We start from the raw sequence: 25,754 nt of genomic DNA on the forward strand, positions 1-25,754 counted from the left end.
AAAAATTTGCGTAGCACGAAAACGTCGCGAAGACCAAGCGTTGGAAAGACCAAGCGTTAGCCGCACCGAAACAGGTTACAAGGGGAAGTCTTGGTCATGTCCAACCGGCTGAAAGTCACGCCGAACGATCTCAGCGCATTCTGGATGCCGTTCACGGCAAACCGGCAGTTCAAGCAGGCGCCGCGCATGATGGTGTCGGCCAAGGACATGCACTATACGACCAGCGACGGGCGCAAGGTGCTCGACGGCACCGCCGGCCTGTGGTGCGTCAATGCCGGCCACTGCCGCCCGAAGATCACCGAGGCGATCCAGAGCCAGGCGGCAGAGCTCGACTACGCACCCGCGTTCCAGATGGGCCATCCGATCGTGTTCGAGCTGGCGAACCGGCTGGTCGACATCGCGCCGAAGGGCATGGACCATGTGTTCTTCACCAATTCCGGCTCGGAATCGGTCGAGACGGCGCTGAAGATGGCAATCGCTTATCACCGCGTAAAAGGCGAGGGCTCGCGCACCCGTCTGATCGGCCGCGAGCGCGGCTATCACGGCGTCAATTTCGGCGGCATCTCCGTCGGCGGCATTGTCACCAACCGCAAGATGTTCGGCACGCTGCTCGGCGGCGTCGATCACATGCCACACACGCATCTGCCGGAAAAGAACTCTTTCACCAAGGGCGTGCCGGAGCATGGCGCGGAACTGGCGAACGAGCTGGAGCGCATCGTCGCACTGCACGACGCCTCGACCATTGCCGCCGTCATCGTCGAGCCGGTGGCCGGTTCCACCGGCGTCATCCTGCCGCCGAAGGGCTATCTCGAGAGGCTGCGCGAGATCTGCACCAAGCACGGCATCTTGCTGATCTTCGACGAAGTCATCACCGGTTTCGGCCGTCTCGGCACGCCGTTCGCCGCCGACTATTTCGGTGTCACGCCGGATATCATGACCACCGCCAAAGGCGTCTCCAACGGCGTCATCCCGATGGGCGCGGTGTTCGTAAAGAAGGAAATCCACGACGCGTTCATGACTGGGCCCGAGCACATGATCGAGTTCTTCCACGGCTACACCTATTCGGGCAATCCGATCGCCTGCGCGGCGGCGTTGGGCACGCTCGACACCTACAAGGAAGAGGGGCTGCTGACGCGCGGCGAGGAACTGGCGCCGTACTGGGAGGACGCGCTGCACTCGCTGAAGGGCGAGCCGAACGTCATCGATATCAGAAACATCGGCCTGATCGGCGCGATCGAGCTGGCGCCGATCACCGGCCAGCCGACGAAGCGGGCCTTCTCGGCTTTCGTCAAGGCGTTCGAGCGTGGTGCATTGATCCGCACCACCGGCGACATCATCGCGCTATCGCCGCCGCTGATCATCACCAAAGGTCAGATCAACGAATTGATCGACCATGTGCGCGAAGTGCTGAGGGCCGTGGATTGACGAATTTGCCGCAGCTTTCCCTCCCCCTCGAGGGGAGGGTGGCCGCGAAGCGGCCGGGTGGGGTCGGTGCGGCAGTGCGCCAGCCTGACCTTCGGCCGCATAGGTGCCTATGATGCCCCGGACCCGCGTGAGCTTCGAAATGCGCCAAAAGGCGCGCGCGCTTCGAGTTCATGCGACCAAAGGCGAATCCCTGCTGTGGTATGAACTGCGCGAATTGAAATCGGCCGGCATCAAGTTCCGCCGCCAGTGTCCGATCGGGCCTTATATCGTCGACTTTGCTTGCCTTGCGGTAAAGCTGGTCGTTGAAGTCGATGGTGATCTGCACGAACAGGAGAAGGGCAAACGGCACGACGCCGTCCGTGATGCCTATCTGCGATCGCTCGGGTTCGATATCTTTCGCGTCGATGAGCCCGATGTCATAAACAGCGCCTGGCATGTCGCACAGGTGGTCAAGGAGAAGGTCGCGCGCATGTCAGCCGACCCCACCCGACCGCTTCGCGGCCACCCTCCCCTCGAGGGGGAGGGGGACGCTGGCGTGCCACAACCAATGAGGTTTTAGAATATGGCCGCCCCCGGCGAGAATTTGCGAATCAATTCAGACCGTTTGTGGGATTCGATAATGGAGATGGCGAAGATCGGCCCCGGCATTGCCGGCGGCAACAATCGCCAGACCGTTACCGACGAGGACGGCGAAGGGCGGCATCTGTTCAAGCGCTGGTGCGATGAGGCGGGGCTCGAAATGGGCGTCGACGAGATGGGTACGATGTTTGCCCGTCGCGAAGGCACCGACCCCAGCCTGCCGCCGGTCTATGTCGGCAGCCATCTCGACACCCAGCCGACCGGCGGCAAGTATGACGGCGTGCTCGGCGTGCTCGGCGGCCTGGAGGTCGTGCGCTCGCTCAACGATCTCGGCATCAAGACCAAGCACCCGATCGTCGTCACCAACTGGACCAACGAGGAAGGCGCCCGCTTTGCGCCGGCGATGATGGCGTCCGGGGTATTCGCCGGCGTGCTCGACCAGGCCGACGTTTATTCGCATGTCGACAAGGACGGCAAGAAATTCGGCGAGGAGCTCGAACGGATCGGCTGGAAGGGCACCGAGAAAGTCGGCGAGCGCAAGATCCACGCTTTCTTCGAATTGCACATCGAGCAGGGCCCGATCCTTGAGGACGAGGGCATCGATATCGGTGTCGTCACCCACGGGCAAGGGTTGAAATGGCTGCAGGTGACGCTGACCGGCAAGGAGGCGCACACCGGCTCGACGCCGATGCCGAAGCGGCGCAATGCCGGGCTCGGCATGGCGCGGGTGATCGAACTGGTGCACGAGATCGCCATGGACTATCAGCCCGACGCCGTCGGCGCGGTCGGCCATATGGAGGTCTATCCGAACTCGCGCAACATCATCGCCGGGCGCACCGTCTTCACCATCGACATCCGCTCGCCGGAAAAGGAGGTGCTGGACGCCATGGACGGGCGCATCCGCGAAGGCATCGACACGATCTGCGACGCGCTCGACATCAAATATCAAATCGAGCAGGTCGGCCATTTCGACCCGGTCACTTTCGACGCGGGCTGCGTCAAGGCTGTGCGGGATGCGGCGGAGCGCCTGGGATATACGCATCGCAACATCGTCTCCGGCGCCGGCCATGACGCCTGCTGGATCAACCGCGTCGCACCCACCGCAATGGTGATGTGCCCCTGCGTCGACGGTCTCAGCCACAACGAGGCCGAGGAAATCACCAAGGAATGGGCAGCGGCCGGCGCCGACGTGCTGTTCCATGCGGTCGTCGACACGGCGGTGATTGTCGAATGATGGGATAGCCTCGCAACGCCGCTCACAAGAAGCGCGAAGAGAACAAAGGGAACATGAAAATGTCCAAAGTCATCAAGAATGGCACCATCGTCACCGCCGACCGCACGTGGAAGGCCGACGTGCTGTTCAAGCACGGCAAGATCATCGGCATCGGCTCGGATTTGCATGGCGACCATGAGTTCGACGCCAGCGGCTGCTATGTGATGCCGGGCGGCATCGACCCGCATACCCATCTCGAAATGCCGTTCATGGGCACCTATTCGGCCGACGACTTTGAATCCGGTACCCGCGCGGCCCTTGCCGGCGGCACGACGATGGTCGTCGATTTCTGTCTGCCGGCGCCGCAGCAGTCGCTGCTCGAGGCCCTGCAGATGTGGGACAACAAGACCTCGAAAGCGTCCTGCGACTATTCCTTCCACATGGCGATCACCTGGTGGGGCAAGCAGGTGTTCGACGAGATGGCCACCGTCGTCGACAGGGGCATTACCTCGTTCAAGCATTTCATGGCCTACAAGGGCGCGCTGATGGTCGATGACGACGAGCTCTATTCGTCGTTCCAGCGCTGTGCCGATCTTGGCGCGCTGCCGCTGGTCCATGCCGAGAATGGCGACGTGGTGGCGGCGCTGTCGCAGAAGCTGCTGGCGGCGGGCAACAGCGGCCCGGAGGGACACGCCTATTCGCGCCCGCCTGAAGTCGAAGGCGAGGCGACCAACCGCGCCATCATGATCGCCGACATGGCCGGTGTGCCGCTCTATGTCGTGCATGTCTCCTGCGAGCAGGCGCACGAAGCCATCCGCCGGGCGCGCCAGAAAGGCATGCGGGTATTCGGCGAGCCGCTGATCCAGCACCTGACGCTGGACGAGAGCGAATATTTCAACAAGGACTGGGACCATGCGGCGCGGCGTGTCATGAGCCCGCCCTTCCGCAACAAATGGCACCAGGATTCGCTGTGGGCCGGCCTGCAGGCCGGGTCGCTGCAAGTGGTGGCGACCGACCATTGTGCCTTCACCACCAAACAAAAGCGCAACGGCGTCGGCGACTTCACCAAGATCCCGAACGGCACCGGCGGGCTCGAGGATCGTTTGCCGGTGCTGTGGACGACCGGCGTCAACACCGGCCGGCTGACGATGAACGAGTTCGTCGCGGTGACCTCGACCAACATCGCCAAGATCCTTAACATGTACCCGAAGAAGGGCGCCATCGTCGAAGGCGCGGACGCCGACATCATCGTCTGGGACCCGAAGCGCAAGAAGAAGATCACGGCCAAGAAGCAGCAGTCGGTGATCGACTACAATGTCTTCGAAGGTTTTGAGGTAACCGGCCTGCCGCGCTTCGTCTTCTCGCGCGGCGAACTGTCGATCGAGGAAAACGAGGTCAAGGCGAAGCCCGGCCATGGCGAGTTCGTCGCTCGCGAGCCGAACGCGGCGGTCAACCGGGCGCTGTCGACGTGGAAGGAAATTTCCGCGCCGCGCAAGGTGGAACGGACGGGCATCCCGGCGACGGGCGTTTGAGCTTGGCGAGCCACGGAGCGATTATCTCAATGGCCGCGGTGATCCTTGCCGCCGGGCCGGCGGCGGCTGACGTCCTTGCCGGCTCCTTTGGCAATGAGGTCGGTTGCGCTGGTGTACGGCTCGGTTATCAGGACAGCGACGATTATGTCGTGCTGACCGCCGACGGCGTCGAAACCTATGGCAGCGGCTGCCAGTTCGCACAGCGACTGACGACAGCGCCTGGCACCTTGTTGTTGAGCTCCACCTGTTTCGCCGAGGGCGAGGAGGGCACGACCACGGATGTCGTCAAGGTCATCAACAGAGGAGGGGACGGTTTCTTCGTGACCATTCCCGGCCTTGAGGAGATAGGGCCGCTGAAATCATGTTCGTGACGGTGCCGATGACGACCGCTGCCTCGATGCCGGCGTCAGGCGACCAACCCGTCCAGTTCCGGCAGCAGGACGACGCTTTCCTGTTCGTTGGGATCGGTTCGGGCAATGACCGCCGAGGCGGGGCCGTCGCTCAGATTGGCCGGCAGATGCGGCACGCCGGGGGGAATATAGAAAAGATCGCCGGCCTTGACCACGATATGCTGTTCGAGCCGGTCGCCATACCAGGTATGGACTTCGCCGGAGAGCACATAGATCGCGGTTTCATGGTTTTCGTGCATATGCGCCTTGGCGCGGGCACCCGGCGGCATGGTCAGCAGATGCATGCAGATGCCGGACGAGCCGACTGTTTCGGCGGCGATACCGGCGAAATAACTCAGGCCCTGCTTGCCTTCATAAGAGCTTTCAGGGCGGATAAGATGGCAAGTTGGTTTGGGCGACATCGGGGCAACTCCGGGCGTCTATCTGATGGGACAAGGGCGCATAGAACTGGGGCGCGTAGAACTGGGGCGAGTAGAACTGGGGCGAGTAGGACTGGGCGAGTGGAAAGCAACATCAGGGTAAAATCAATGGGATTCCGGCCGGCGCCGCAGTGGCCGGAAGCGACAGGCTACGGCCGATGACGGGAGTATCGCCAGCCGTTGTTTCGGCAAGCAAGCTTGGCCTGACCTTCCAGACCAATGATGGTCCGGTGCAGGCGCTGTCGAATGTCGACCTGACCATCGGCAAGGGGGAATTCGTGTCCTTCATCGGGCCCTCCGGCTGCGGCAAGACGACCTTGCTGCGCGTCATCGCCGATCTGGAGAAGCCGACATCGGGAGCCATCTCCGTCAACGGCATGACGCCCGAGCAGGCGCGCCAGAGCCGCGCCTATGGCTATGTCTTCCAGGCGGCCGCACTTTATCCGTGGCGCACGATCAAGCGCAATGTGGCACTGCCGCTGGAGATCATGGGCCTGTCCAGGGCGGAGCAGGCGGCGCGCATCAAGCGCACTCTCGACCTTGTCAACCTCAGCGGCTTCGAGAAGAAATACCCCTGGCAGCTTTCGGGCGGCATGCAGCAGCGCGCCTCGATCGCGCGGGCGCTCGCCTTCGATGCCGACCTTTTGTTGATGGACGAGCCGTTCGGCGCGCTGGACGAGATCGTGCGCGATCACCTCAACGAACAGTTGCTGGAGCTTTGGGAGCGGACCAACAAGACTATCTGCTTCGTCACCCATTCGATCCCTGAGGCGGTCTATCTGTCGACGCGCATCGTCGTCATGTCGCCGCGCCCGGGGCGTGTCAGCGACGTCATAGAATCGACGCTGCCGAAAAAGCGGCCGCTCGATATCCGCGAGACGCCGGAGTTCCTGGCCATCGCGGCACGCGTGCGCGACGGGCTGAGGGCAGGGCACAGCTATGATGATTGAGGCGGCGGAAGATGAGCTCCCTCCTCTCCCCAACGGGGAGAGGGTGGCCGGAGCGAAGCGGAGGTCGGGTGAGGGGGCCTTGGCGGATCCGACCAAAAGAAAGATCGGGGCGACCGCTCGCGCTCGAAAGCTGCGGTTTGACGAGACCGAGGCTGAATACAGGCTTTGGGGGGAACTAAGAGGGCGCCATCTCAACGGCTACAAATTTGTGAGGCAAGTGCCGCTTGGGCCGTTCTTTGCAGATTTCGTCTGTCGTGAGAGCGCGCTGATCGTGGAAATCGACGGCAGCCAGCACGCGGAATCTCCAACCGATGCCGCGAGAACTGCTTGGCTGAATGGTCACGGGTATTCCGTTCTTCGGTTCTGGAACCATGAAGTCTTGGCCGAACGCCGAGCGGTCCTTGATACGATCTTGGCTTGCCTCGACGGAAAGATTTCTACCCCCTCACCCGGCCTCCGCTTCGCTCCGGCCACCCTCTCCCCGTTGGGGAGAGGAGGGCGCTTACCCGGCGAGGCCTGCTAGATGGACTCGTTTCGCGACAAGATCGTTCCGGTGACCTCGATCCTCCTGGGCGTCGTCGTCGTCTGGTACGTCATGGCTGTCATCCTCAACGCGCCGTTCCAGCGCGATCTCGACCGCCGCGCCAATCAGACGCCGGGTATTGTGGAATTCATCGGCAAGACGCTGGTACAGCCGAAGCCGACGCTGCCGGCGCCGCATCAGGTGGCGGTGAATTTTTTCGAAAACACCTTTCTGCGTAGCATCACCTCGAACCGCAGCCTTGTCTACAATGCCTGGGTGACGCTGTCGTCGACGCTGCTCGGCTTTGCTTTCGGCACGGCGCTCGGCATCGTCATCGCCGTCGGCATCGTGCATGTGGCGACGCTCGACCGCAGCCTGATGCCGTGGATCATCGCCTCGCAGACCATTCCGATCCTGGCGGTGGCGCCGATGATCATCGTCGTGCTGGCGGCGGTCGGCATCACCGGGCTTATCCCGAAGGCGCTGATCTCGACCTATCTGTCGTTCTTCCCGGTGGCGGTCGGCATGGTGAAGGGACTGCGCTCGCCCGAGCTCACCCATCTCGACCTGATGCACACCTATAATGCCAGTGCCTCGCAGACCTTCTGGAAATTGCGGGTGCCGGCCTCGGTGCCGTTCCTGTTCACCTCGATGAAGGTGGCGGTGGCCGCCAGCCTGGTCGGCGCCATCGTCGGCGAGTTGCCGACCGGCGCCGTCGCCGGCATCGGCGCCAAATTGCTCGCCGGCGCCTACTACAGCCAGACCATCGACATCTGGTCGGCTCTGGTTGCCGGGTCGGTGGTCGCGGCGCTGCTGGTGATGGTCGTCGGCATCGCCGGGCGCCTTGTCGACCGCGCCATGGGCGGGAGGCCGGCATGAGCTCCATCCTGAGCCTTTCCTCAATCACGCCTCGATGCTGGCAGGGGTATGCCGCGCTTGTCCTGCTTGTCGGCGCGCTGCTTCTTTGGCCGCTCGTCAGTGCTACGCCCGGTTACGGCATGGCGACTACGGTTTTGATTTTCATTTTGCTGCTCGTGGCAATCGAGGCCGACAACTTTCCACCGATGATCGGGGTGGTGTTGCTGTTCCTTGGCGCGCATGGCGCAGCGTGGATGCTGCTCGCCGGCATAACCGGCAATGAGGGCAGCGCTCGCGCATCCTTCTATCTGCTGCTCGTCGCGGCGTGGTTTTTGGCCTGGCGCTACGTAACGGTCCTGTCGTCGTTTCGCCCGACATCGCGCTGGGCGTCAACCGCCCTGCGCCTGATCATTCCGGCCATCTTCGGCGCCTGGATCCTGATCATCTGGGAGGCGGTGACGCGTGGTGCCGGCATTCCCTTCATCCTGTTGCCGCCGCCAAGCGCCGTCGGTGCACGCATCGTCGGATCGCTGCCGGTGCTGGGGGCCGATGTCAGGCAGACCATCTTCAAGGCGGTTATCTTCGGCTATGTGGTGGGGAGCAGCGCCGGCTTCCTCGTTGCCATCGCCGCCGACCGCGTGCCGTTCCTGCGGCGCGGGCTTTTGCCGATCGGCAATATGGTGTCGGCGCTGCCGATCATCGGCGTCGCGCCGATCATGGTCATGTGGTTCGGCTTCGACTGGCAGTCGAAGGCAGCGGTGGTCATCATCATGACCTTCTTCCCGATGCTGGTGAACACCGTCGCCGGGCTTGCCGCCTCCGGCCATATGGAGCGCGACCTGATGCGCACCTATGCCTCGAGCTACTGGCAGACGCTGTTCAAGCTGCGGCTGCCGGCGGCCGCGCCCTTCATCTTCAACGCGTTGAAGATCAATTCGACGCTGGCGCTGATCGGCGCCATCGTCGCCGAGTTCTTCGGCACGCCGGTGGTCGGCATGGGATTCCGCATTTCGACGGAAGTCGGGCGGATGAACATCGACATGGTGTGGGCGGAAATCGCAGTTGCAGCACTTGCGGGTTCGGTCTTTTATGGCGTGGTCGCTCTTTTCGAGAGAGCAGTCACGTTTTGGCATCCCTCTGTCCGTGGTGGATAGGGGCGGTGGGTTTAGGGCGCTAACTTCAGAGGGTAAAAACATGAAAAGACTTGTTGTTTCGATGCTGGCCGGCGCGATGTCGCTTGCCGCGTTCCAGGCGATGGCCGCGGACAAGGTGACGCTGCAGCTGAAATGGGTCACCCAGGCACAGTTCGCCGGCTATTATGTCGCCAAGGCCAAGGGCTTCTATGACGCCGAGGGCCTCGACGTCGACATCAAGCCCGGCGGACCGGACATTGCACCGGAGCAGGTTATTGCCGGCGGCGGCGCCGACGTCATCGTCGACTGGATGGGCGGTGCGCTGGCTGCGCGCGAGAAGGGCGTGCCGCTGGTCAACATCGCCCAGCCGTTCAAGAAGGCCGGCATGGAGCTGGTCTGCCCGAAGGACGGTCCGATCAAGACGGAAGCCGACTTCAAGGGCCACACGCTCGGCGTCTGGTTCTTCGGCAACGAGTATCCGTTCTATGCCTGGATGAACAAGCTTGGCCTCAAGACCGATGGCGGGCCGGACGGCGTCACCGTGCTCAAGCAGAGCTTTGACGTGCAGCCGCTGATCCAGAAGCAGGCGGATTGCATTTCGGTCATGACCTATAACGAGTACTGGCAGCTCATCGACGCCGGCTACAAGCCGGAAGAGCTGACCGTCTTCAACTATTCCGCCATGGGCAACGATCTGCTCGAAGACGGGCTCTATGCCCTGGAGGACAAGCTCAAGGATCCGGCCTTCGAGGATAAGATGGTGCGTTTCGTGCGCGCTTCGATGAAGGGTTGGAAATACGCCGTCGACAATTCCGACGAAGCGGCCGGCATCGTCATGGACAATGGCGGCCAGGACGAGAATCACCAGAAGCGCATGATGGGCGAAGTCGCCAAGCTGATCGACAATGCCGATGGCAAGCTCGATCCGGCGACCTACGAGCGCACCGCCAAGGCGCTGCTCGACCAGAAGATCATCAGCAAGGAGCCTACCGGCGCCTACACGACGGCGATCACCGACAAGGCCATCAAATAGGGCTGTCAAACTGGCTTGTAGCGGAAAAGGGGCGGGCGACCGCCCCTTTTTAGTGGGAGGTAAAATGAACGTTACCGGCGGAAACATCCGCTCGCAAAATCGTTGTGCCGGTGCACCCGCCCAAGGGTGTCACAACGGAGGTTTCCATGCGCATCCAGTCCTTCACGCCGATGCTTTCGGCGCTGGCCATTTCTGCAGCCATCTTCTCTGCTTCACCGGCCTTGGCCGAAACCATAAAGATGGCGGCGACGCTCGATGGTGCTCAGCAGAACCCGCCCGTCACCACGAAGGGCAAGGGCACCGCCACGCTCAGGTTCAACACCGCCACCAAGAAACTCAGCTGGACCGTGAGATATTCCGGCCTCAGCGGGCCGGCGAAGGCCGCACACATTCACGGCCCAGCGGAAAAGGGTCAAAACGCCGATCCAGTGGTGCCGTTCGAAGGCAAGCTGAAGAGCCCGATCAAGGGTTCGGCGACATTGACTGATGCCCAGGCCACCGATCTTGAGGCTGGCAAATATTACGTCAACATCCACACCGCGGCCCACGCGGACGGCGAGATCCGCGGCCAGATCGAGAAGGCCAAATAGGCAGATCACGACGACAAAACAGGGCAATCATCCTGTTTTGTCAGGCCTTGTCGCGAATCTGGGTCATCGTGCGGGTCGGCGTGATGGCTTCAGGGTCGAGCCTGATCTCTACGATCGACGGCTTGCCGCTGGCCCGCGCTCGCTCGAAGGCCGCGGCGAAGTCGGCGGTCTTTTCCACCGTCTCGCCATGGCCGCCATAGGCACGGGCCAAAGCAGCAAAGTCGGGATTCTTCAAGTCCGTGGCGACGACACGGCCGGGATATTCGCGCTCCTGATGCATGCGGATGGTGCCGTAGATGCCATTGTTGACGACGATGACGATGATCGGCAGCCCGTATTGCACGGCGGTGGCGAATTCCTGGCCGTTCATCAGGAAACAGCCGTCGCCGGCGAAGGCGATCACGTCGCGGTCGGGGAAAAGCTGCTTGGCGGCGACCGCCGCCGGCGTGCCGTAGCCCATCGAGCCGGATGTGGGTGCTGCCTGCGTGCCGAAACGCCGGAAGCGATGGTAGCGATGCACCCAGGTGGCGTAGTTGCCGGCGCCGTTGGTGAGGATGGCGTCGTCCGGCAGCATCGTTTCGAGATAATTCATGATCGGCCCCATCTGGACGGCGCCGGGGCCGCTCTCCGGAGGCGTCGACCAGTCGAGATAGGCGGCGTGCAGCTTCGCTGCCTCAGCCGCCCACACCGGCGTTGCGGCCGGCTTGCGTCTGGCAAAGGCTTCGACGAAAGCGGCAGGCGAGGCATTGATCGCCAGCGCCGGCCGGTAGACGCGGCCGAGTTCGCCGGCGTCGGCATGGATATGGACCAGCGTCTGGTCGGGGTAGGGACTCTTCAGCAGCGTGTAGTCGGATGACGGCATCTCGCCCATGCGGCCGCCGATCAGCAGCACAAGGTCGGCCTGCTTGATGGCGGTTGCTACCTTGGGATTGATGCCGATGCCGACATCGCCGGCATAGTTCGGGTGGAGATGGTCGAACAGCATCTGGCGGCGGAAGGAGCAGCCGACCGGCAGCGACCAGGCTTCGGCTATCGTCCGCATCCGTGCAACGGCCTGCGCGTCCCAGCGCGTACCGCCGAGGATGACGAAGGGCCGCTTTGCCTTGTTGAGCAACACTTCCAGTGCGTCGAGCTCGACTTCGCCAGGCCGCGTCTCGACAGGGGTATAATGCCGGGCGTCCGGTGCCTCGGCGAGGCTGGTCAGCATGTCCTCGGGCAGCGAGATGACGACCGGGCCCGGGCGACCGGACGTCGCCACCGCAAAGGCGCGTGTGACGAATTCGGGTATGCGTGCGGCGTCGTCGATCTCGACCACCCATTTGGCGATATCGCCGAAGAACCTGACGTAGTCGACCTCCTGGAAGGCCTCGCGCCCCTTGGCGTGGCTGGCGACCTGGCCGATGAACAGGATGAGGGGGACTGAATCCTGCATCGCGATGTGGATGCCGGCCGAGGCATTGGTGGCGCCTGGGCCGCGGGTGACAAAGCAGATGCCGGGCCTGCCGGTCAGGCGGCCGTGGCAGTCGGCCATCATTGCGGCACCGCCCTCCTGGCGGCAGACGATTGTGCGGATCGGTGAATCATGCAGCGCGTCGAGCACCGCCAGATAGGATTCGCCAGGTACGCAATAGATACGGTCCGTTCCGTTGGCTTCGAGCGCATCGACGATGAGTTGTCCGCCGGTCTTCATTTTCCTGACCTCTCCAGTTCGGCAAGGATTTCTTGGGTGTGTTCGCCGAGACGCGGCGACGGGCGCTCATAGACCAGCGGCGTGCCGGACATGACCATCGGCGCCCGCACCGAGGGCAAGAGATTGCCATGGCCGTCATCGAGGTCGAGCCGCATGCCGCGCGCTATGGTCTGCGGGTCGGCAAACATCTGGCCGATGTTGTTGATCGGGCTGGCCGGCACTCCGGCAGTCTCAAGTCTGGCCAGCAACGGGTCGCGATCGAAGGCTTTCAGCGCCTCGATCATATGCTCGCGCAGCTTCGCCCGGTTGGCGACGCGGGCGGGATTGGTGGCGAAGTCAGGGTTCGACGCCAGCTCATCGAGGCCGACGGCAGCGCAGAACTTTGCGAACTGGCCGTCATTGCCGACCGCCAGGATGATGTGGCCATTTTTCACCGGCACCACTTCGTAGGGCGCGATGTTCATATGCGCATTGCCCATCTGCACCGGCGACTGTCCGGAGACGAGATAGTTGAGGTTCTGGTTGCCGAGCGTCGAGATCTGGGTGTCGTAGAGCGCCATGTCGATATGCTGGCCTTCGCCGGTCTTCTCGGCATGGCGAAGCGCCGCCTGGATGGCGATGACCGAATAAAGCCCGGTGAAAACATCTGAAATAGCGACGCCCGCCTTTTGCGGTTCGCGGCCGGCTTCGCCGGTGATCGACATCATGCCGGCCATGCCCTGGATGATGAAATCATAGCCGGCACGCGGCGCATACGGTCCCGACTGGCCAAAACCGGTGATCGAGCAATAGATCAGCCGCGAGTTGATTTTCCTCAGGCTGTCATAGTCGAGGCCGTATTTCTTCAGTCCGCCGACTTTGAAGTTTTCGATCAGCACATCCGATGTCGCGACCAGCCGGCGCACCGTCTCGGCACCCTCGGGCGTCGAGAAGTCGATGGCGATGGAGCGCTTGCCGCGGTTGCAGGAATGGTAATAAGCGGCCGAAAGGTTCTCGCCGTCATGGCCGATGACGAAGGGCGGTCCCCATTTGCGGGTGTCGTCGCCGCCGTCCGGGCTCTCGACCTTGATCACGTCGGCGCCGAGGTCGGCAAGCAGCTGTCCGGCCCATGGCCCGGCGAGGATGCGTGCGAGTTCGATGACGCGGATGCCTTTGAGCGGAGGCTCAGTCATGGATCACCGTGGTTGATCGAAAGCGCAGCCTCTATCAATCCCGCGCGCCGCTGTCACGGCCCTTGCAATGGGCCAGTATCACTGTGCCCTCAGCACGCGGTCGGCCCAGGCGGCAAAATCCTCCATGATGATGTCTCGGTTGATCTCGTTCAGGCTTTCGTGGCGGGTTTTGGCGTAAACCTTTGAAACGAGATTCGAAAAACCCATCATGTGCATCCGGCCGGCAAGATGGCTGACCGCCTTGCCGCCGTCCGAGGCCGGATCTTGCTCGCCTCCGACCAGATTGACGAACAGGTCGCGCCGCACGCCGGAAAAATTGCGGTCGCTGCCGCAATGCAGCGTCATCATGACGATGTCCTGCCACATCGACACCGATGCGTCCCAGCCGCAAAGCGGGTCGGCGATGTATTTCTCGACTTCAACGGCATCGCGCGACAGCCAGTCGAACGGCGTCCGGTGATTGGGCACCGCCTTGCCCCAGGCCCGGAACGTCAGCCGGGGCAGCAGGCGCGACGGCACGTCTGAGCCAAGCCGGAACTTTTCCCAACCAAGCATGGCCAGCGCGATTTGGCCGAGCAGTCCGGCCGAGAAATTGCCGTTCCAGATCGCGGCGGCATGGATGCGCGCCGAGTGGCGGAGGACAAAGTTCAGCGCGACCGACGCGCCCAAGGAGTGACCGAAGACGATGACCGGCAGGCCCGGCTGTTCCCTGGCGATGAGATCATGGACGGCGGCGACATCGGCGATGACCTTGGCACCGCCATCCACATCGGCGAACCTGCCAGGTGGCGCGTCGGGCGCCTTGGTGGCGCCGTGGCCACGGTGGTCGTGCGCGTAGACCTGGTAGCCGCGCTCGCCAAGGAAATCGGCGAAACGGGCATAGCGCGCCGCGTGCTCGGCCAACCCGTGATTGACCTGGACAATGGCGCGCGGTTGGCCGATGGCGTGTTTCACATAAAGGTTGAGCTCGGCGCCGGTCGGCGATGCCAGCATCCTCTGCTTGTCAAATGGCATGTCTCGCTCCCGTCGGCGACTGTTGGGCGACGCAGCGATCGACGTCAAGGGACGTAGGTACCCATTCGACGGTAGTTGACAGCATGCTGTCAATGTGATTACATGACAGCATACTGTCAAATGGTCAGCGGCAGATTGGGGGTATGACTATGAAAACCACCGGGGCCATTTCGCGGCGTGCAATCTTGCTGGCGGGCTTCGCCTTCACGACGATCACCCTGTTGTCAGGGATTGCTGCGTTCAGTCAGGAAACCAGGGAGATGACCATGATGACGTCCACTGTTCCAGGCCCGCAAGGCCAGCTTGCCACTTATAGGATCAACGCCGGCAATGGCCTGCCGATCATGTTCCTGCATGGAGATTGCAGCCGCGCTTCCCACTGGGACCGGGTGATGCAGCTCTCCGTCGAAGGCCGCGAGGCGGTAGCCTTCGATTTTCGCGGTCATGGCGCCTCCGCGCCGGCGCAGGACGGTGACTATGGTTATGACGGTCGTGCAATGGATGTCGGTGCCGTGGCCGACGCGTTTGGCCTGAAGCGGTTTCTCATTGTCGCGCACAGCGGCGGCGGTGGCGTGGCGCTCGCTTATGCCGCCAGCCATGCCGACCGGGTCGCCGGTGTCTTGCTCGTCGACCCGGCGACCGATCCTCGTGCGCTGCCGCAGGCGATTCGTGACGGCTTTGTCCGCGATCTGGCCGGTCCGCAAGGCCGTGATGTCCTGAACGCCTATTACACGTCGATTGCCGGCCCTAACGCGGCTGTTCGCCAGCGTGTTCTGGCCGATGCGGCAGTGGTCGATCCGGCGGCGAGGGCAAGTGTCGGCAAGGCACTGGCCGAATGGAACCCGGAGCCGGCACTCGATGCGTATCGCGGGCCTATGTTCGTATTGGCTACCGAGGCCAGTGACACTCCAGCCGCGCTCTACCGGCTGCGCACGGACATTCCGCGCCAGATCGTGGCGGGCAGCGGCCATTGGGTGATGCTTGACAAGCCCGAGGTCGTAGCCGAAGCCGTTAATAATTTCGTCGCGACCATCGAGGCCGGCCAGAAATGACGACCAGGACCGAAGCGGCAAATGTGCTCACCGAACTGGTGCTTGCCGTGTTCAGGATGAACGGCAGTTTTCTGGATGCGGCCGACCGGCTGGCCGCTCCAACCGGGCTGACGGCAGCGCGCTGGCAGGTTTTGGGTGCAGTTTTGAAGGAGCCGAAATCTGTGGCCGACATCGCCCGCGACATGGGTCTCGCCCGTCAGAGTGTACAGCGGCTGGCCGACATACTGGCTGCGGAGGGGCTTGCCGCCTACGCCGACAACCCGGCGCATCGCCGCGCCAAGCTGTTGTCGATAACCGATGCCGGCCGGGCAGCGGTCAAGAATATCGGCACACGCCAGCATGTTTGGGCGAACCGCGTTTCGGAGGGTATGGACGCCGACGCGCTGAAAGCCTCGCTTGATCTGCTGCGCACCCTGACGGAACGGGTGGAGGCGGGCGGATCCTGATCGACCGCGCGGGAGCCGTCTCAATGCGCTGGCGATTGTTTTTACGGCCGGCGAAAGAAATCGTAATTCTGACATGTCGCAAGTTTCTAGCTTGCGGCGTGAATCACGAGGAGTGCCGGAATGCGGATTTGGGCGATATGGGGGGCGGTGTTTGTTGCGTTTGCTGGCGCAAGCGCGGCGCGGGCCGATGTGAAGATGACCGGCTCTTTCGTCGCCGATGCCGCCTGTCCGGCAACGCAGGCGATCAAGAGCAGCAAGAATCCCGGCAATGTCTCGACCGCGGCTGGTCAGAGTTATGATCTGCTGGCCGGCAACAAGGACGCGCCCACGCACTATCTCATTCGCGTGCCGGGCGCCGATCCGGAGCGCCGCTGGGTTAAGATCAGCTGCGGTCGTGTTTCGGGCGGCAGCGCGTCGACGATGCCGGCTGCACCGGCGCCTGCCGAGCCGAACAAGCCATCGGCGTCCGGAAAGCCGGAATATGTCTTCGCGCTGAGCTGGCAGCCGGCTTTCTGCGAGACCAAATCCAGCAAGGCCGAATGCCGTGCGCAGACCGCCGCCGGTTTCGAGGCGACCCACTTCACCTTGCATGGGTTGTGGCCGCAGCCGAACGGAAATTTCTATTGCCAGGTCGCCGCAAGCGACAAGGCGAACGACGATCCGGCGCACTGGCGAGACTTGCCGCCGGTCACCCTTGACCCGAAAACGCGAGCGGAACTCGACCAGGTGATGCCGGGCACCGCATCCGCCCTCGAAAGGCATGAATGGATCAAGCACGGCACCTGCTACGGCAAGAGCCAGCAGGAGTATTTCGCCGTCGCTTTGAACCTGATGCGCGCGATGAATGCGTCGCCGGTGCGCGATCTCTTCATCAAGAACATCGGCAAGCAACTGACATCCGATCAGATCCGCAGCACCTTCGACAGTGCCTTCGGCAAAGGCGCGGGCGACCGGGTCCGCGTGTCCTGCGTGGTCGATCCTTCGAACGGCAGGCGGCTGATCGGCGAACTGACGCTCGGCCTGACCGGCCCGATCGCTTCGAACGCTTCGCTCGGTGCCCTGCTGCTTGCCTCGGCGCCGACAGCCAAGGCTGGCTGCCCGAAGGGCGCGGTCGATGCCGTCGGGTTCCAGTAAACAGGCCGTACGCGACTGTCGCTTTGCACCGGGGATGGTATGATCCCGGGGGCATCATTCATAGGGGGTGGCGATGAGTGGTATGACGGGCGGCGCGCTGGCGCGGCTGGCGTTCTGGGCCAAGGGCATGACGGCGATCCGCGACGGCCATATGGAGTGGCCGGGCTTTTCCTACACCGAAGTGGAGTGGGCGCGCATGACCACGCTCGCCAAACCCGTCGGCGGCGGCACCTACCAATTGTTCACGCTGGTCAACGCGGCGATCTTCATCGCCATTGCCGCGCTCGGGATATTCTGTGTCTTCCTGCCGCTGGCGGCGCTGCTGTTCCCGGTACCGGCCGAAACCAGTGCGATCAAGTTTTCGCTGCTCCTGGCGGCATGCGCCTTCCTGATCATCGGCATCGGCCTGCCGATTTCGCTGCGTCTTTCGACCACGCTGGTGGCGCCGAAGGCAATGCGGGCCGCGCTTGTCGCCGTGCCCGGCGACCAGGCGCTTGCGGCAAAAGTGTCATGGCAGATCAACCGGATCACGCTCGTGCTCTGCGGCCTGCTGGTACCGGGCATTCTTCTGTTCATTGCCTACGACATCGAAGCCGGCCCGATTATTACCGCGTTGAAATGGCTGGCGATCGCGCTGATGGCGGTTTCGGTTGCGATCGGCGGATGGCAGCGGCGCAAACAATCCTGATTGAGCCAATCGCAGGCCTGGGCAGCGTTACGCGCCGGCGCTGCGCTCCGGCCTGGTCCATGTGTTGCGGGCGTCTGCTTCGTTGCCGCCCGGTTCGCCGACAACGCGATCGCGTCCCGTGGATTTGGCCTTGTAGAGACGCTGGTCGGCCAGCGCAAAGAGATCGGCAAGGCAACGGGTCGTCTCGCTGACCGTCGAGATGCCGGCGCTGACGGTAATGTCGAACCGGCTGGTGCTCGCGGACGTCTTGACCGCTTGCCTGACGGTTTCGCCCAGCAGTCTGGCGAGCGGCTGCGGACGCCAGCCGAGGATGGCGAATTCCTCACCGCCGATCCTGAACAATTGATCTTCGGTCCCGACAAGTTCGCCAAGCAAAATTGCCAGGGCTTTCAGCACCTTGTCTCCCTCGGCGTGGCCGAAGCGGTCGTTGATCGATTTGAAGTGGTCGACATCGATGATCAGCAGGCTGAGCGCCCTGGCGGTCCGCAGGCTGGCGGCGACGGCGGCCTCGCCATCGCTGTCGAAGCGCCCCCTGTGCAGGAGACCGGTGAGGCCGTCGCGACCGACATGCTCGACCAGCGCCTCATAGCGCTCGCGATAGGTCAGCGTGTCGAAAATGTCGGAAAGCCCGCGCGCCGCCGGCACCTGCCGCGCCTCGAACCACCTGATATAGCCGACCAGCATGGTGCTGTAGACCAGGGCCGCTGCCATCTTGGCGAACCAGCCGCCGAAGAACACCGCGACCGGCGCGCCGGTGACGAAATGCAGCGCCGTGAAAAAGCCTGCCTGGTCGAAGGTGAGCACGCAGGCGACGGAGACCAGGATGCGGGTGAAAAGCGCCTTGCGCAGATATTTGCCGAGCTTTTCATAGAGCAGAATGATCAGGATGGCGTCGACGAACAGCAGCGTCGTGCCCCACACCATCAGCCAGCCCATCTCGTCGATGAAGCCGATGTCGGGAAGCTTGCCGTCGGGCAGCGGTGCGATGTCGTGCAGGCGCAGGATCAGCACGAGCCCGATCATCAGGGCATTGCCGAGCAGCAGGCCATAAATCGGCTGCCGGACAGTTGCCGCGTCCTCCTTGATGTAGAGCAGGAGCAGCATGACCAGCTTGCCGGAAAACAGCACGGCCGAACCCGGCGATACCATGCCGAACGGCAGCGCGACGTAGAAGACGCTGGCGAGATAGGTTTCCAGGAAATGCATGACGCCAAGGGCGCAAACAAAGACGCCGAGGCCGATGCGGCCCCTGAACCGGAAAAGCGTGACCATGATGCCGAAATAGAGAACCGCTTCGGCAAAAAGCAGGAAACTGTTCAACACGGCCCGATCTCTCTCCCCGAAATCGCGGCTGCCAGCGATTTCCCATCCAACATTGTTTGACGCGGAATGGTTAACCGGAGCTTTCGCCTGGGCGCCGGCACGAAATGAAGCGGCTAAGCGTTTGTGGGTGCGACCAAATCCGCTTGGGGCCAAAACTGTTTGCCGTTCGCGGCCGCATCGCTTACATAGCCCCCAACTTCCATTCAATCCGACATCAGTCGACTTTTCAGGGAAAGCGCGCGTGGCACGCCAGTTCATCTATCACATGGCCGGCCTCAACAAGGCCTACGGCACCAAGAAGGTGCTCGAGAACATTCATCTGTCCTTCTATCCGGACGCCAAGATCGGCATCCTCGGTCCCAACGGCGCCGGCAAGTCGACGATCCTCAAGATCATGGCCGGCATCGACAAGGAGTGGAGCGGCGAGGCCTGGCTGGCCGAGGGTGCTACCGTCGGTTACCTGGCGCAGGAGCCGGCGCTCGATCCGAACAAGAACGTGTTCGAAAACGTCATGGAAGGCGTCGCCGCCAAGACCGCCATCATCGAGCGCTACAACGAATTGATGATGAACTATTCCGACGAGACGGCGGACGAGTCGGCCAAGCTGCAGGACGAGATGGACCGGCTCAACCTCTGGGATCTCGAACAGCAGGTCGAGATGGCGATGGAGGCACTCGGCTGCCCGCCCAAGGAGGCCGATGTCACCAAGCTGTCGGGCGGCGAACGCCGTCGCGTCGCGCTTTGCCAGCTTTTGCTGCGCCAGCCCGACCTTCTGCTGCTCGACGAGCCGACCAACCATCTCGACGCCGAGACGACGGCGTGGCTGGAAAAGCATCTGCGGGCCTATCCGGGCGCGGTGATGATCATCACCCACGATCGCTACTTCCTCGACAATGTCACCGGCTGGATCCTCGAGCTCGATCGCGGCCGCGGTATCCCGTACGAAGGCAACTACACCAAATATCTCGAAGCCAAGGCCAAGCGGCTCAAGCAGGAAGGCCGCGAGGACGATGCGCGCCAGCGGGCGATCGGCCGCGAGCGCGAGTGGATCCAGTCCAGCCCGAAAGCCCGGCAGACCAAGTCGAAAGCCCGTATCCAGGCGTTCCAGGATCTGCTGGATGCAGCCGACAAGCGGCGTCCGAGCGACACCCAGATCGTCATTCCGCATGGCGAGCGGCTCGGCAATGTGGTGATCGAGGTCGAGGGCTTGTCGAAGGGCTTTGGCGACACGCTTTTGATCGACGATCTCGAATTCAAGCTGCCGCCCGGCGGCATCGTCGGCGTCATCGGCCCGAACGGCGCCGGCAAGACGACGCTGTTCCGCATGATCACCGGCCAGGAAAAGCCCGATGCCGGCACCATCCGCGTCGGCGAGACGGTCAAGCTCGGTTATGTCGACCAGAGCCGCGACGCGCTCGACCCGACCAAGACGGTCTGGGAAGAGATCTCGGGCGGCGCCGAAGTGGTCAAGCTCGGCAAGTTCGAAGCCAACACCCGCGCCTATTGCGCGTCGTTCAATTTCCGCGGCGGCGACCAGCAGCAGAAGGTCGGCAACCTGTCCGGCGGCCAGCGCAACCGCGTGCATCTGGCCAAGATGCTGAAGACCGGCGGCAATGTGCTGCTGCTCGACGAACCGACCAACGATCTCGATACCGAAACGCTGGCTGCACTTGAAGACGCGCTCGAGAGCTTCGCCGGCTGCGCCGTCATCATCTCGCACGATCGCATGTTCCTCGATCGCCTGGCGACGCACATCCTCGCCTTCGAGGGCGACAGCCACGTCGAATGGTTCGAAGGCAATTTCGAGGATTACGAGCAGGACAAGATCCGCCGCCTCGGCCCGGACGCGGTCAATCCGCACCGCATGACGTATAAGCGGCTGACGCGGTAAGACATTTACAGGGCGGCGAATTCTCAAATGATCTGAGGAACCAAGATGGCCGACTGGTCCGCCGCCCTCTACCTGAAATTCGAGGACGAGCGCACCCGCCCCGCGCGCGATCTCGTTGCGCAGGTGCCGGTGCCGGAACCACGCCGGGTGGTCGACATTGGCTGCGGGCCGGGCAATTCGACCGAATTGCTGGTCGAGCGCTGGCCGCAGGCGCAGATCAGCGGCTTCGATACCTCCCTCGACATGATCGAGAAGGCGAAGGCGCGCCTGCCCGGCGTCACCTTTGCCTTGGCGGATGCGGCGGCGTGGCAGCCGAACGAACCGGTCGACGTGATCTTTGCCAATGCGGTGTTTCAATGGCTGCCGGAGCATCCGGCGGTCTTCCAGCGGCTGATGGGATTTTTGGCGCCCGGCGGCGCGCTTGCCGTGCAGATTAATATGGCCGAGCCTTCGCACCGGCTGATGCGGGAGACCGCGGCCGAGATGCCGTTTGCCGAAAAGCTCGAGCGCGCGGCCCGCGCGCCGCTGCCGCCGGTCGCGTTCTATTACGACCTTTTGTCGCCATTCTCGGATCGGCTCGATATCTGGCACACGATCTACAACCATCCGCTGGCCGATGCCGAGGCGATCGTCGAATGGGTGAAGTCGACGGGGCTGAAGCCGTTCCTCGATCCGCTCGACGAGAACGAGCGGCAGCTTTTCCTGAAGCGCTACACGGCCAGGATCAGCGAAGCCTATCCGAAAACGGCAAGCGGCAAGGTATTGCTGCGCTTTCCCCGTCTCTTCATCGTGGCGCGGCGTTCTGCTTAGAAGCTCTTAGCTACACCCAAAAACAGCCAGCAGCGGATGCTTGACCGGCTTTCGCCGTCATGCGCATCTCGCTGGGGCAGGGATAAGGCCCTTCATGGGCCATGGGGATGGATGATGACACTGAAAAAGATGGGTTTCGGCGGCAGCGTTTGTGCGGCCGCTGTGCTTGCCTTGTCTATATCGGCGGAGGCCAAGCGAGCGCGCTGCTTCACCAGCGACGACGGCTATTTCTCGTGCAGCTATCGGGCGCTGGACGATGCCGGCAGCTTTCGCATCTCGGCGCCGGGTTATCCGACCTACGTCCTGGAAATCGACGGACCGGGTTTTGCCTATGGCTATGTCAATCTCGGCCGCCGCAACGTGCCGCTGCCCGGGCAATTCGTGCGCAGCCGCGATGACGGTGCCTGCTGGAACAACCCGCAGACCAATACCAAGCTCTGCGCCTGGTAAAGACCCGTCCCAGGGACTTGATTTAAGCCGGCATAAACTGGCTAGGTGCAAAAGAGGTTGCGCCGAGCTTTTTGCGGCGTCGACATGAAGCCGCAACGCCTGCGCACGGGACGAACTGGAAATGCATCGCGTCATCATCAGCGGCATCGGCGTTGAAATCCCCGAAGCTTCGATCACCAATGAGGAACTCGTCGCCAGCTTCAACAGCTGGGTGGACATGGAGAACATCCGGCGCGAGGTGTCGGGCGAGCCGCTGGTACAGAAATCGGACAGTGCCTTCATCGTCCATGCCTCGGGCGTCCAGACCCGCCATGTCATCGAACGGGAAGGCATCCTCGACCCGACCCGCATGGCGCCGCGCTTCCCGGCGCGGCCCGACGAAGCGCTGTCGCTGGAGGCCGAGTTCGGCATCGCTTCGGCCGGCAAGGCGCTCGATCATGCCGGGCTGAAGCCGGGGGATATCGACCTGGTGATCTGCTCGGCCTCGCACCATCAGCGGCCCTATCCGGCGATCGCCATCGAAATGCAGCAGGCGCTGGGGACGAAAGGCGCCGGCTTCGATATGGGGCTTGGCTGCTCTTCGGCAGCGGCGGCGTTGCACATCGCCGTCAATCTGGTGCGGGCAGGGGCGCACAAGCGCGTGCTGGTGACGACGCCGGAGATCATCACCGGGCATCTTAATTTTCGCGACCGGCAGACGCATTTCATCTTCGGCGACGCTTCCGTGTCGATGATCGTCGAAGGGCTTGCCCAGGGCGAGAAGCGGCCGGGGCGCTTCGAGGTGCTCGACACGCGCGCCTGGACGCAGATGTCGAACAGCATCCGCACCAATCTCGGTTACTATACCCGCGCCACCCAGGACGATCCGTATATGATCGATCTGGAAGGCAATCTGATCAAGCAGATCGGCAACAAGGTGTTCAAGGAAGTCACCGTTGCCGGCCACAAATTCATCGTCGAATTCCTGGCCGAGCACGGGCTGACGCCGCAAGCGATCCGGCGCTTCTGGCTGCATCAGGCCAATGCGCGGATGAACGCCATGATCCTGAAACTGTCGTTCGGCCATGACGTCGACCACGACCGCGCGCCGATGGTGCTGGAGCGCCTCGGCAACACCGCCGCCGCCGGTGCCATCATCGCCCTGTCGGAGAACCATGCCGACATGAAGGCCGGCGACTACGGCCTGCTCTGCGCCTTCGGCGCCGGCTACTCGATCGGCGGCGCGCTATTGCGCATGCTTTAGATTTTGTTTTACGCATGTCGTTGTCCCAAAACCGCTGCACACTTTTGGGCGACATGCATTAGCTCGGCGCGAACGGCACCAGCATCGGAACGCGCCTGGCATAGTCGCATCAGCCGTCTTGATCGGAGCATCAGCGCTTTCGACTGGACCTGATGAGCTGACCGCGGCTAATTGCGCGTATCACGCGAGGCACGAACCCATGCTGGATCTTTTTCCCGAAGCCGAAACTCCGGTCGAGATCGTCCCGTCGCGAAAACTCGCCGCCAGGGTGGCAGCGCTTTACCTCGCACCGTTCGATCGTTTTGAGACACGAGCGGTGGATACGCTGCAACTCGGTTTCGACGGCATTGAAGGCGATTTCCATGCCGGCACGACGCGGCGCTCCGGCGGGCGGGAACCCTGGTATCCGCGCGGCACCGAGATGCGCAACGAGCGGCAATTGTCGATCGTGGCAGCGGACGAACTGGCAATCGTCGCCGAACGGATGGGCATCGCCGAGATCAAGCCGGAATGGATCGGCGCCAATCTCCTGATCGAAGGCCTGCCGCACCTCTCGATGCTGCCGACCGGCACGCAGCTGTTCTTCAAAGGCGGCGCGACCGTCAAGATCGACGCGCAGAACGGGCCTTGCCGGATCGCCGGCCGGTCGGTCGCCGAAAATGCCGGGATGCCCGACCATGAGGCCGGAGCGCTGCTGTTCCCGAAGGCGGCGAAGCGCTTGCGTGGGCTCGTCGCCTGGGTCGAGAAGCCCGGCACGATCGCGGCCGGCGAGGAGATTTCGGTACGCGTGCCGGAGCAGTGGATTTACCGGGCCTAGTTGTTTTCCAGGCAAGGCGGCATTGCCAGTCAAAGCCGCGTTCCTTCGTGCCCCCCTCTGTCCTGCCGGACATCTCCCCCACGAGGGGGGAGATTGGCCGTCATCTCGGCTTTCGCCAATCTCCAACGTTGCTGACCGAGCGAGGCGCCGAAGCTGCCAATCTCCCCCTCGTGGGGGGAGATGTGTCCGGCAGGACAGAGGGGGGCGCGAAGGAACGCGACCTCTAGTCACGGCGTATTTTGTTCTTGCTTTGTGCCGGCAGCTATGCTACTAATTTGGATATGGTGCTGATTCGCACCGACGACCCGCCCACCGAGGCGGGTTTTTTATTTCAGGCTTTGAAAGTTCCGATGTTGCCGACCTGAGGTCGGCGGGACAGCGCCCCTCTCTGTCCTGCCGGACATCTCCCCCACTTGGGGGGAGATTGGCCGTCACCTCTCGATTTCGCCAATCACAACGGTGAAGCGCCGCAGAACTCGACGCGTGTGCCTGCCATTCTCTACGCCTCATCCTCATCGTCGAGCAGCCGGGTGGCGCGCCAGCGGGTGAGCACGATGTTGGTCTGTTCGATGACGAAGAAGCGCGCGGAATCGCGGTCATAGCCTTCGGCCAGCAGCTTTTCGTAGTCGGTGTGGGCGTGGCGAATATGCGCAATCGTCGCCAGCCATACGGCAATGCTCGGCGGCAAGCTCTTCATGTGCACGGCGCCGGCATCGGCACGGATATTTTCCATGTCGGCATAGGGCGCCAGCGGCAGGAGCGCTGTCAGCGCCTTGGCGATAGCGCGGCGGCGGCCGGTCGGCGCGCTCACTGCTCATCCCATCTGGGGGGCTCGCCCGATCTGGACGACTCGTCCCGCCCGGACATGGTCGCCTCGGCGAAGGCATCGGTCGAGGCGAAATAAGGCTTGATGTCGATGACCGGCGTGCCGTCGAGCACGTCGATGGCATCGAGATCGACGCGGCCGGTGTCGATGTCGACGCCAACCAGCCTGGCGACATGCAGCCCAATTGGGTTCGGCCGGGCAGGGGAGCGCAGCGAAAAGACGCCTTTCGGCTCCGTGGCATGGCGGGGTTTCTGGACAATCAGTTGCCGCGGTGCATGGTGCAGCCAGGACAGGACGATCACGTGGCTGGCGCGTTCCAGCCCAAGCAAGCCATCACGATAAGGCGGGTTGATGACCAAGTGCGCCGGCTGTCCCGTCTCCCGCGCGGCCTTCATGTTCTTGGGGCAAGTTTCCCGTGTCGTCCACGGCGAGGCGATGCGGCCGATGAAGACGACATGGCCATCCGGCGGCATCGTTGCCGGGTCGGTTTCCAGGAGCTTTTCGCCGCTGCGCGTCTCGAACATGGTTCTCGC

At 63.0% G+C, this 25,754-nt stretch carries 27 protein-coding genes; 20 read left to right on the forward strand and 7 right to left on the reverse strand.

Annotated features, from left to right (window positions below):
- The first annotated feature begins 96 nt into the window (after positions 1 to 96).
- The 5 genes from aptA to NKI47_RS09235 all read left to right on the forward strand — a co-directional run bounded on the left by aptA (position 97) and on the right by NKI47_RS09235 (position 5,120).
- A complete protein-coding gene (gene aptA / locus NKI47_RS09215) occupies positions 97 to 1,425 on the forward strand; it encodes an omega-aminotransferase AptA (protein WP_352589376.1) in 1,329 nt (442 codons plus the stop codon).
- 127 nt (positions 1,426 to 1,552) lie between these two features.
- Positions 1,553 to 1,984 (forward strand): endonuclease domain-containing protein, encoded by a 432-nt coding sequence (locus NKI47_RS09220; protein WP_352589379.1) that lies wholly within the window; start codon positions 1,553 to 1,555, stop codon positions 1,982 to 1,984.
- Positions 1,985 to 1,987: 3 nt separating this feature from the next.
- Complete coding sequence (locus NKI47_RS09225) at positions 1,988 to 3,238, forward strand: Zn-dependent hydrolase (RefSeq protein ID WP_352589382.1); 1,251 nt, start codon at positions 1,988 to 1,990, stop codon at positions 3,236 to 3,238.
- A gap of 59 nt (positions 3,239 to 3,297) precedes the next feature.
- Positions 3,298 to 4,749 carry a dihydropyrimidinase gene (gene hydA, locus NKI47_RS09230; RefSeq protein WP_352589385.1) on the forward strand — a complete coding sequence of 484 codons (1,452 nt, stop codon included), beginning with the start codon at positions 3,298 to 3,300 and terminating at the stop codon, positions 4,747 to 4,749.
- Positions 4,750 to 4,778: 29 nt separating this feature from the next.
- The gene (locus tag NKI47_RS09235; RefSeq protein ID WP_031211553.1) at positions 4,779 to 5,120 is read left to right on the forward strand and encodes a hypothetical protein; all 342 of its coding nucleotides are present in this window, start codon (positions 4,779 to 4,781) and stop codon (positions 5,118 to 5,120) included.
- Positions 5,121 to 5,155: 35 nt separating this feature from the next.
- Here the strand turns inward: NKI47_RS09235 and NKI47_RS09240 are convergent, their stop codons facing one another.
- On the reverse strand, positions 5,156 to 5,560 hold the full coding sequence (locus NKI47_RS09240) for a cupin domain-containing protein (protein ID WP_023675871.1): 405 nt from the start codon (positions 5,558 to 5,560) through the stop codon (positions 5,156 to 5,158).
- Between the two features lie 176 nt (positions 5,561 to 5,736).
- On the opposite strand from NKI47_RS09240, the gene NKI47_RS09245 reads away from it, so the two are divergent.
- The 6 genes from NKI47_RS09245 (at position 5,737) to NKI47_RS09270 (ending at position 10,665) form a co-directional block, all read left to right on the forward strand.
- A complete protein-coding gene (locus tag NKI47_RS09245; protein WP_352589388.1) occupies positions 5,737 to 6,528 on the forward strand; it encodes an ABC transporter ATP-binding protein in 792 nt (263 codons plus the stop codon).
- On the forward strand, positions 6,521 to 7,051 hold the full coding sequence (locus NKI47_RS09250) for an endonuclease domain-containing protein (RefSeq protein ID WP_352589726.1): 531 nt from the start codon (positions 6,521 to 6,523) through the stop codon (positions 7,049 to 7,051). The genes NKI47_RS09245 and NKI47_RS09250 overlap by 8 nt, the downstream gene beginning before the upstream one ends.
- Positions 7,052 to 7,930, forward strand: a complete 879-nt coding sequence (locus NKI47_RS09255; RefSeq protein WP_352471508.1) for an ABC transporter permease — start codon at positions 7,052 to 7,054, stop codon at positions 7,928 to 7,930. It begins immediately after the preceding gene.
- On the forward strand, positions 7,927 to 9,063 hold the full coding sequence (locus NKI47_RS09260) for an ABC transporter permease (protein WP_352589391.1): 1,137 nt from the start codon (positions 7,927 to 7,929) through the stop codon (positions 9,061 to 9,063). Before NKI47_RS09255 ends, NKI47_RS09260 begins: the two co-directional genes overlap by 4 nt.
- 40 nt (positions 9,064 to 9,103) lie before the next feature.
- Positions 9,104 to 10,075, forward strand: coding sequence for an ABC transporter substrate-binding protein (locus NKI47_RS09265; protein ID WP_023675876.1), 972 nt, complete (start codon positions 9,104 to 9,106; stop codon positions 10,073 to 10,075).
- A gap of 146 nt (positions 10,076 to 10,221) precedes the next feature.
- A complete protein-coding gene (locus NKI47_RS09270) occupies positions 10,222 to 10,665 on the forward strand; it encodes a CHRD domain-containing protein (RefSeq protein WP_352589394.1) in 444 nt (147 codons plus the stop codon).
- A 40-nt stretch (positions 10,666 to 10,705) separates the two neighbouring features.
- On the opposite strand, the gene NKI47_RS09275 is transcribed toward NKI47_RS09270, so the two are convergent.
- From NKI47_RS09275 to NKI47_RS09285, 3 genes are all read right to left on the reverse strand, one after another.
- The gene (locus NKI47_RS09275; RefSeq protein ID WP_352589397.1) at positions 10,706 to 12,355 is read right to left on the reverse strand and encodes a thiamine pyrophosphate-binding protein; all 1,650 of its coding nucleotides are present in this window, start codon (positions 12,353 to 12,355) and stop codon (positions 10,706 to 10,708) included.
- On the reverse strand, positions 12,352 to 13,527 hold the full coding sequence (locus NKI47_RS09280; RefSeq protein ID WP_352589400.1) for a CaiB/BaiF CoA transferase family protein: 1,176 nt from the start codon (positions 13,525 to 13,527) through the stop codon (positions 12,352 to 12,354). Before NKI47_RS09280 ends, NKI47_RS09275 begins: the two co-directional genes overlap by 4 nt.
- Before the next feature lie 78 nt (positions 13,528 to 13,605).
- Positions 13,606 to 14,541: an alpha/beta fold hydrolase gene (locus tag NKI47_RS09285; RefSeq protein ID WP_023675880.1), complete on the reverse strand. Its 936-nt coding sequence runs from the start codon at positions 14,539 to 14,541 to the stop codon at positions 13,606 to 13,608.
- A gap of 149 nt (positions 14,542 to 14,690) precedes the next feature.
- Here NKI47_RS09285 and NKI47_RS09290 point away from each other — a divergent pair, with 149 nt between their 5' ends.
- The 4 genes from NKI47_RS09290 (at position 14,691) to NKI47_RS09305 (ending at position 17,861) form a co-directional block, all read left to right on the forward strand.
- Positions 14,691 to 15,593 (forward strand): alpha/beta fold hydrolase, encoded by a 903-nt coding sequence (locus NKI47_RS09290; protein WP_352589403.1) that lies wholly within the window; start codon positions 14,691 to 14,693, stop codon positions 15,591 to 15,593.
- Entirely contained in the window at positions 15,590 to 16,039 is a 450-nt protein-coding gene (locus NKI47_RS09295; protein WP_023675882.1) for a MarR family winged helix-turn-helix transcriptional regulator, read from the forward strand. Before NKI47_RS09290 ends, NKI47_RS09295 begins: the two co-directional genes overlap by 4 nt.
- 120 nt (positions 16,040 to 16,159) lie before the next feature.
- Positions 16,160 to 17,173: a ribonuclease T2 family protein gene (locus tag NKI47_RS09300; RefSeq protein WP_352589406.1), complete on the forward strand. Its 1,014-nt coding sequence runs from the start codon at positions 16,160 to 16,162 to the stop codon at positions 17,171 to 17,173.
- Between the two features lie 73 nt (positions 17,174 to 17,246).
- A complete protein-coding gene (locus tag NKI47_RS09305; protein WP_156937311.1) occupies positions 17,247 to 17,861 on the forward strand; it encodes a hypothetical protein in 615 nt (204 codons plus the stop codon).
- A 27-nt stretch (positions 17,862 to 17,888) separates the two neighbouring features.
- Here NKI47_RS09305 and NKI47_RS09310 read toward each other — a convergent pair whose 3' ends face one another.
- The gene (locus NKI47_RS09310; RefSeq protein ID WP_352571800.1) at positions 17,889 to 19,184 is read right to left on the reverse strand and encodes a GGDEF domain-containing protein; all 1,296 of its coding nucleotides are present in this window, start codon (positions 19,182 to 19,184) and stop codon (positions 17,889 to 17,891) included.
- A gap of 241 nt (positions 19,185 to 19,425) precedes the next feature.
- On the opposite strand from NKI47_RS09310, the gene ettA reads away from it, so the two are divergent.
- From ettA to NKI47_RS09335, 5 genes are all read left to right on the forward strand, one after another.
- Entirely contained in the window at positions 19,426 to 21,075 is a 1,650-nt protein-coding gene (ettA, locus tag NKI47_RS09315; RefSeq protein ID WP_292659428.1) for an energy-dependent translational throttle protein EttA, read from the forward strand.
- A gap of 45 nt (positions 21,076 to 21,120) precedes the next feature.
- Complete coding sequence (gene tam, locus NKI47_RS09320; protein WP_352589409.1) at positions 21,121 to 21,885, forward strand: trans-aconitate 2-methyltransferase; 765 nt, start codon at positions 21,121 to 21,123, stop codon at positions 21,883 to 21,885.
- A 114-nt stretch (positions 21,886 to 21,999) separates the two neighbouring features.
- Entirely contained in the window at positions 22,000 to 22,335 is a 336-nt protein-coding gene (locus NKI47_RS09325) for a hypothetical protein (protein WP_023675887.1), read from the forward strand.
- A 121-nt stretch (positions 22,336 to 22,456) separates the two neighbouring features.
- Positions 22,457 to 23,578: a beta-ketoacyl-ACP synthase III gene (locus tag NKI47_RS09330; RefSeq protein WP_352589412.1), complete on the forward strand. Its 1,122-nt coding sequence runs from the start codon at positions 22,457 to 22,459 to the stop codon at positions 23,576 to 23,578.
- 199 nt (positions 23,579 to 23,777) lie between these two features.
- A complete protein-coding gene (locus NKI47_RS09335; RefSeq protein ID WP_352465185.1) occupies positions 23,778 to 24,395 on the forward strand; it encodes an MOSC domain-containing protein in 618 nt (205 codons plus the stop codon).
- 499 nt (positions 24,396 to 24,894) lie between these two features.
- Here the strand turns inward: NKI47_RS09335 and NKI47_RS09340 are convergent, their stop codons facing one another.
- Both NKI47_RS09340 and tsaA read right to left on the reverse strand, forming a co-directional pair.
- Positions 24,895 to 25,206 (reverse strand): DUF2293 domain-containing protein, encoded by a 312-nt coding sequence (locus tag NKI47_RS09340; protein WP_023676798.1) that lies wholly within the window; start codon positions 25,204 to 25,206, stop codon positions 24,895 to 24,897.
- Positions 25,203 to 25,745 carry a tRNA (N6-threonylcarbamoyladenosine(37)-N6)-methyltransferase TrmO gene (gene tsaA, locus NKI47_RS09345; RefSeq protein WP_051406133.1) on the reverse strand — a complete coding sequence of 181 codons (543 nt, stop codon included), beginning with the start codon at positions 25,743 to 25,745 and terminating at the stop codon, positions 25,203 to 25,205. The genes NKI47_RS09340 and tsaA overlap by 4 nt, the downstream gene beginning before the upstream one ends.
- Positions 25,746 to 25,754: the final 9 nt, after the last annotated feature.

The organism is Mesorhizobium sp. M0633 (assembly GCF_040320645.1).
GTDB lineage: Bacteria > Pseudomonadota > Alphaproteobacteria > Rhizobiales > Rhizobiaceae > Mesorhizobium.

Bases quoted from the DNA above. Each gene is read 5' to 3' on its own strand.
- aptA (WP_352589376.1), top strand. From the start codon at position 97: ATGTCCAACCGGCTGAAAGTCACGCCGAACGATCTCAGCGCATTCTGG.
- NKI47_RS09225 (WP_352589382.1), top strand. From the start codon at position 1,988: ATGGCCGCCCCCGGCGAGAATTTGCGAATCAATTCAGACCGTTTGTGG.
- hydA (WP_352589385.1), top strand. From the start codon at position 3,298: ATGTCCAAAGTCATCAAGAATGGCACCATCGTCACCGCCGACCGCACG.
- NKI47_RS09235 (WP_031211553.1), top strand. From the start codon at position 4,779: ATGGCCGCGGTGATCCTTGCCGCCGGGCCGGCGGCGGCTGACGTCCTT.
- NKI47_RS09240 (WP_023675871.1), bottom strand. From the start codon at position 5,560: ATGTCGCCCAAACCAACTTGCCATCTTATCCGCCCTGAAAGCTCTTAT.
- NKI47_RS09245 (WP_352589388.1), top strand. From the start codon at position 5,737: ATGACGGGAGTATCGCCAGCCGTTGTTTCGGCAAGCAAGCTTGGCCTG.
- NKI47_RS09250 (WP_352589726.1), top strand. From the start codon at position 6,521: ATGATTGAGGCGGCGGAAGATGAGCTCCCTCCTCTCCCCAACGGGGAG.
- NKI47_RS09255 (WP_352471508.1), top strand. From the start codon at position 7,052: ATGGACTCGTTTCGCGACAAGATCGTTCCGGTGACCTCGATCCTCCTG.
- NKI47_RS09260 (WP_352589391.1), top strand. From the start codon at position 7,927: ATGAGCTCCATCCTGAGCCTTTCCTCAATCACGCCTCGATGCTGGCAG.
- NKI47_RS09265 (WP_023675876.1), top strand. From the start codon at position 9,104: ATGAAAAGACTTGTTGTTTCGATGCTGGCCGGCGCGATGTCGCTTGCC.
- NKI47_RS09270 (WP_352589394.1), top strand. From the start codon at position 10,222: ATGCGCATCCAGTCCTTCACGCCGATGCTTTCGGCGCTGGCCATTTCT.
- NKI47_RS09275 (WP_352589397.1), bottom strand. From the start codon at position 12,355: ATGAAGACCGGCGGACAACTCATCGTCGATGCGCTCGAAGCCAACGGA.
- NKI47_RS09280 (WP_352589400.1), bottom strand. From the start codon at position 13,527: ATGACTGAGCCTCCGCTCAAAGGCATCCGCGTCATCGAACTCGCACGC.
- NKI47_RS09285 (WP_023675880.1), bottom strand. From the start codon at position 14,541: ATGCCATTTGACAAGCAGAGGATGCTGGCATCGCCGACCGGCGCCGAG.
- NKI47_RS09290 (WP_352589403.1), top strand. From the start codon at position 14,691: ATGAAAACCACCGGGGCCATTTCGCGGCGTGCAATCTTGCTGGCGGGC.
- NKI47_RS09295 (WP_023675882.1), top strand. From the start codon at position 15,590: ATGACGACCAGGACCGAAGCGGCAAATGTGCTCACCGAACTGGTGCTT.
- NKI47_RS09300 (WP_352589406.1), top strand. From the start codon at position 16,160: ATGCGGATTTGGGCGATATGGGGGGCGGTGTTTGTTGCGTTTGCTGGC.
- NKI47_RS09305 (WP_156937311.1), top strand. From the start codon at position 17,247: ATGAGTGGTATGACGGGCGGCGCGCTGGCGCGGCTGGCGTTCTGGGCC.
- tam (WP_352589409.1), top strand. From the start codon at position 21,121: ATGGCCGACTGGTCCGCCGCCCTCTACCTGAAATTCGAGGACGAGCGC.
- NKI47_RS09325 (WP_023675887.1), top strand. From the start codon at position 22,000: ATGACACTGAAAAAGATGGGTTTCGGCGGCAGCGTTTGTGCGGCCGCT.
- NKI47_RS09330 (WP_352589412.1), top strand. From the start codon at position 22,457: ATGCATCGCGTCATCATCAGCGGCATCGGCGTTGAAATCCCCGAAGCT.
- NKI47_RS09335 (WP_352465185.1), top strand. From the start codon at position 23,778: ATGCTGGATCTTTTTCCCGAAGCCGAAACTCCGGTCGAGATCGTCCCG.
- tsaA (WP_051406133.1), bottom strand. From the start codon at position 25,745: ATGTTCGAGACGCGCAGCGGCGAAAAGCTCCTGGAAACCGACCCGGCA.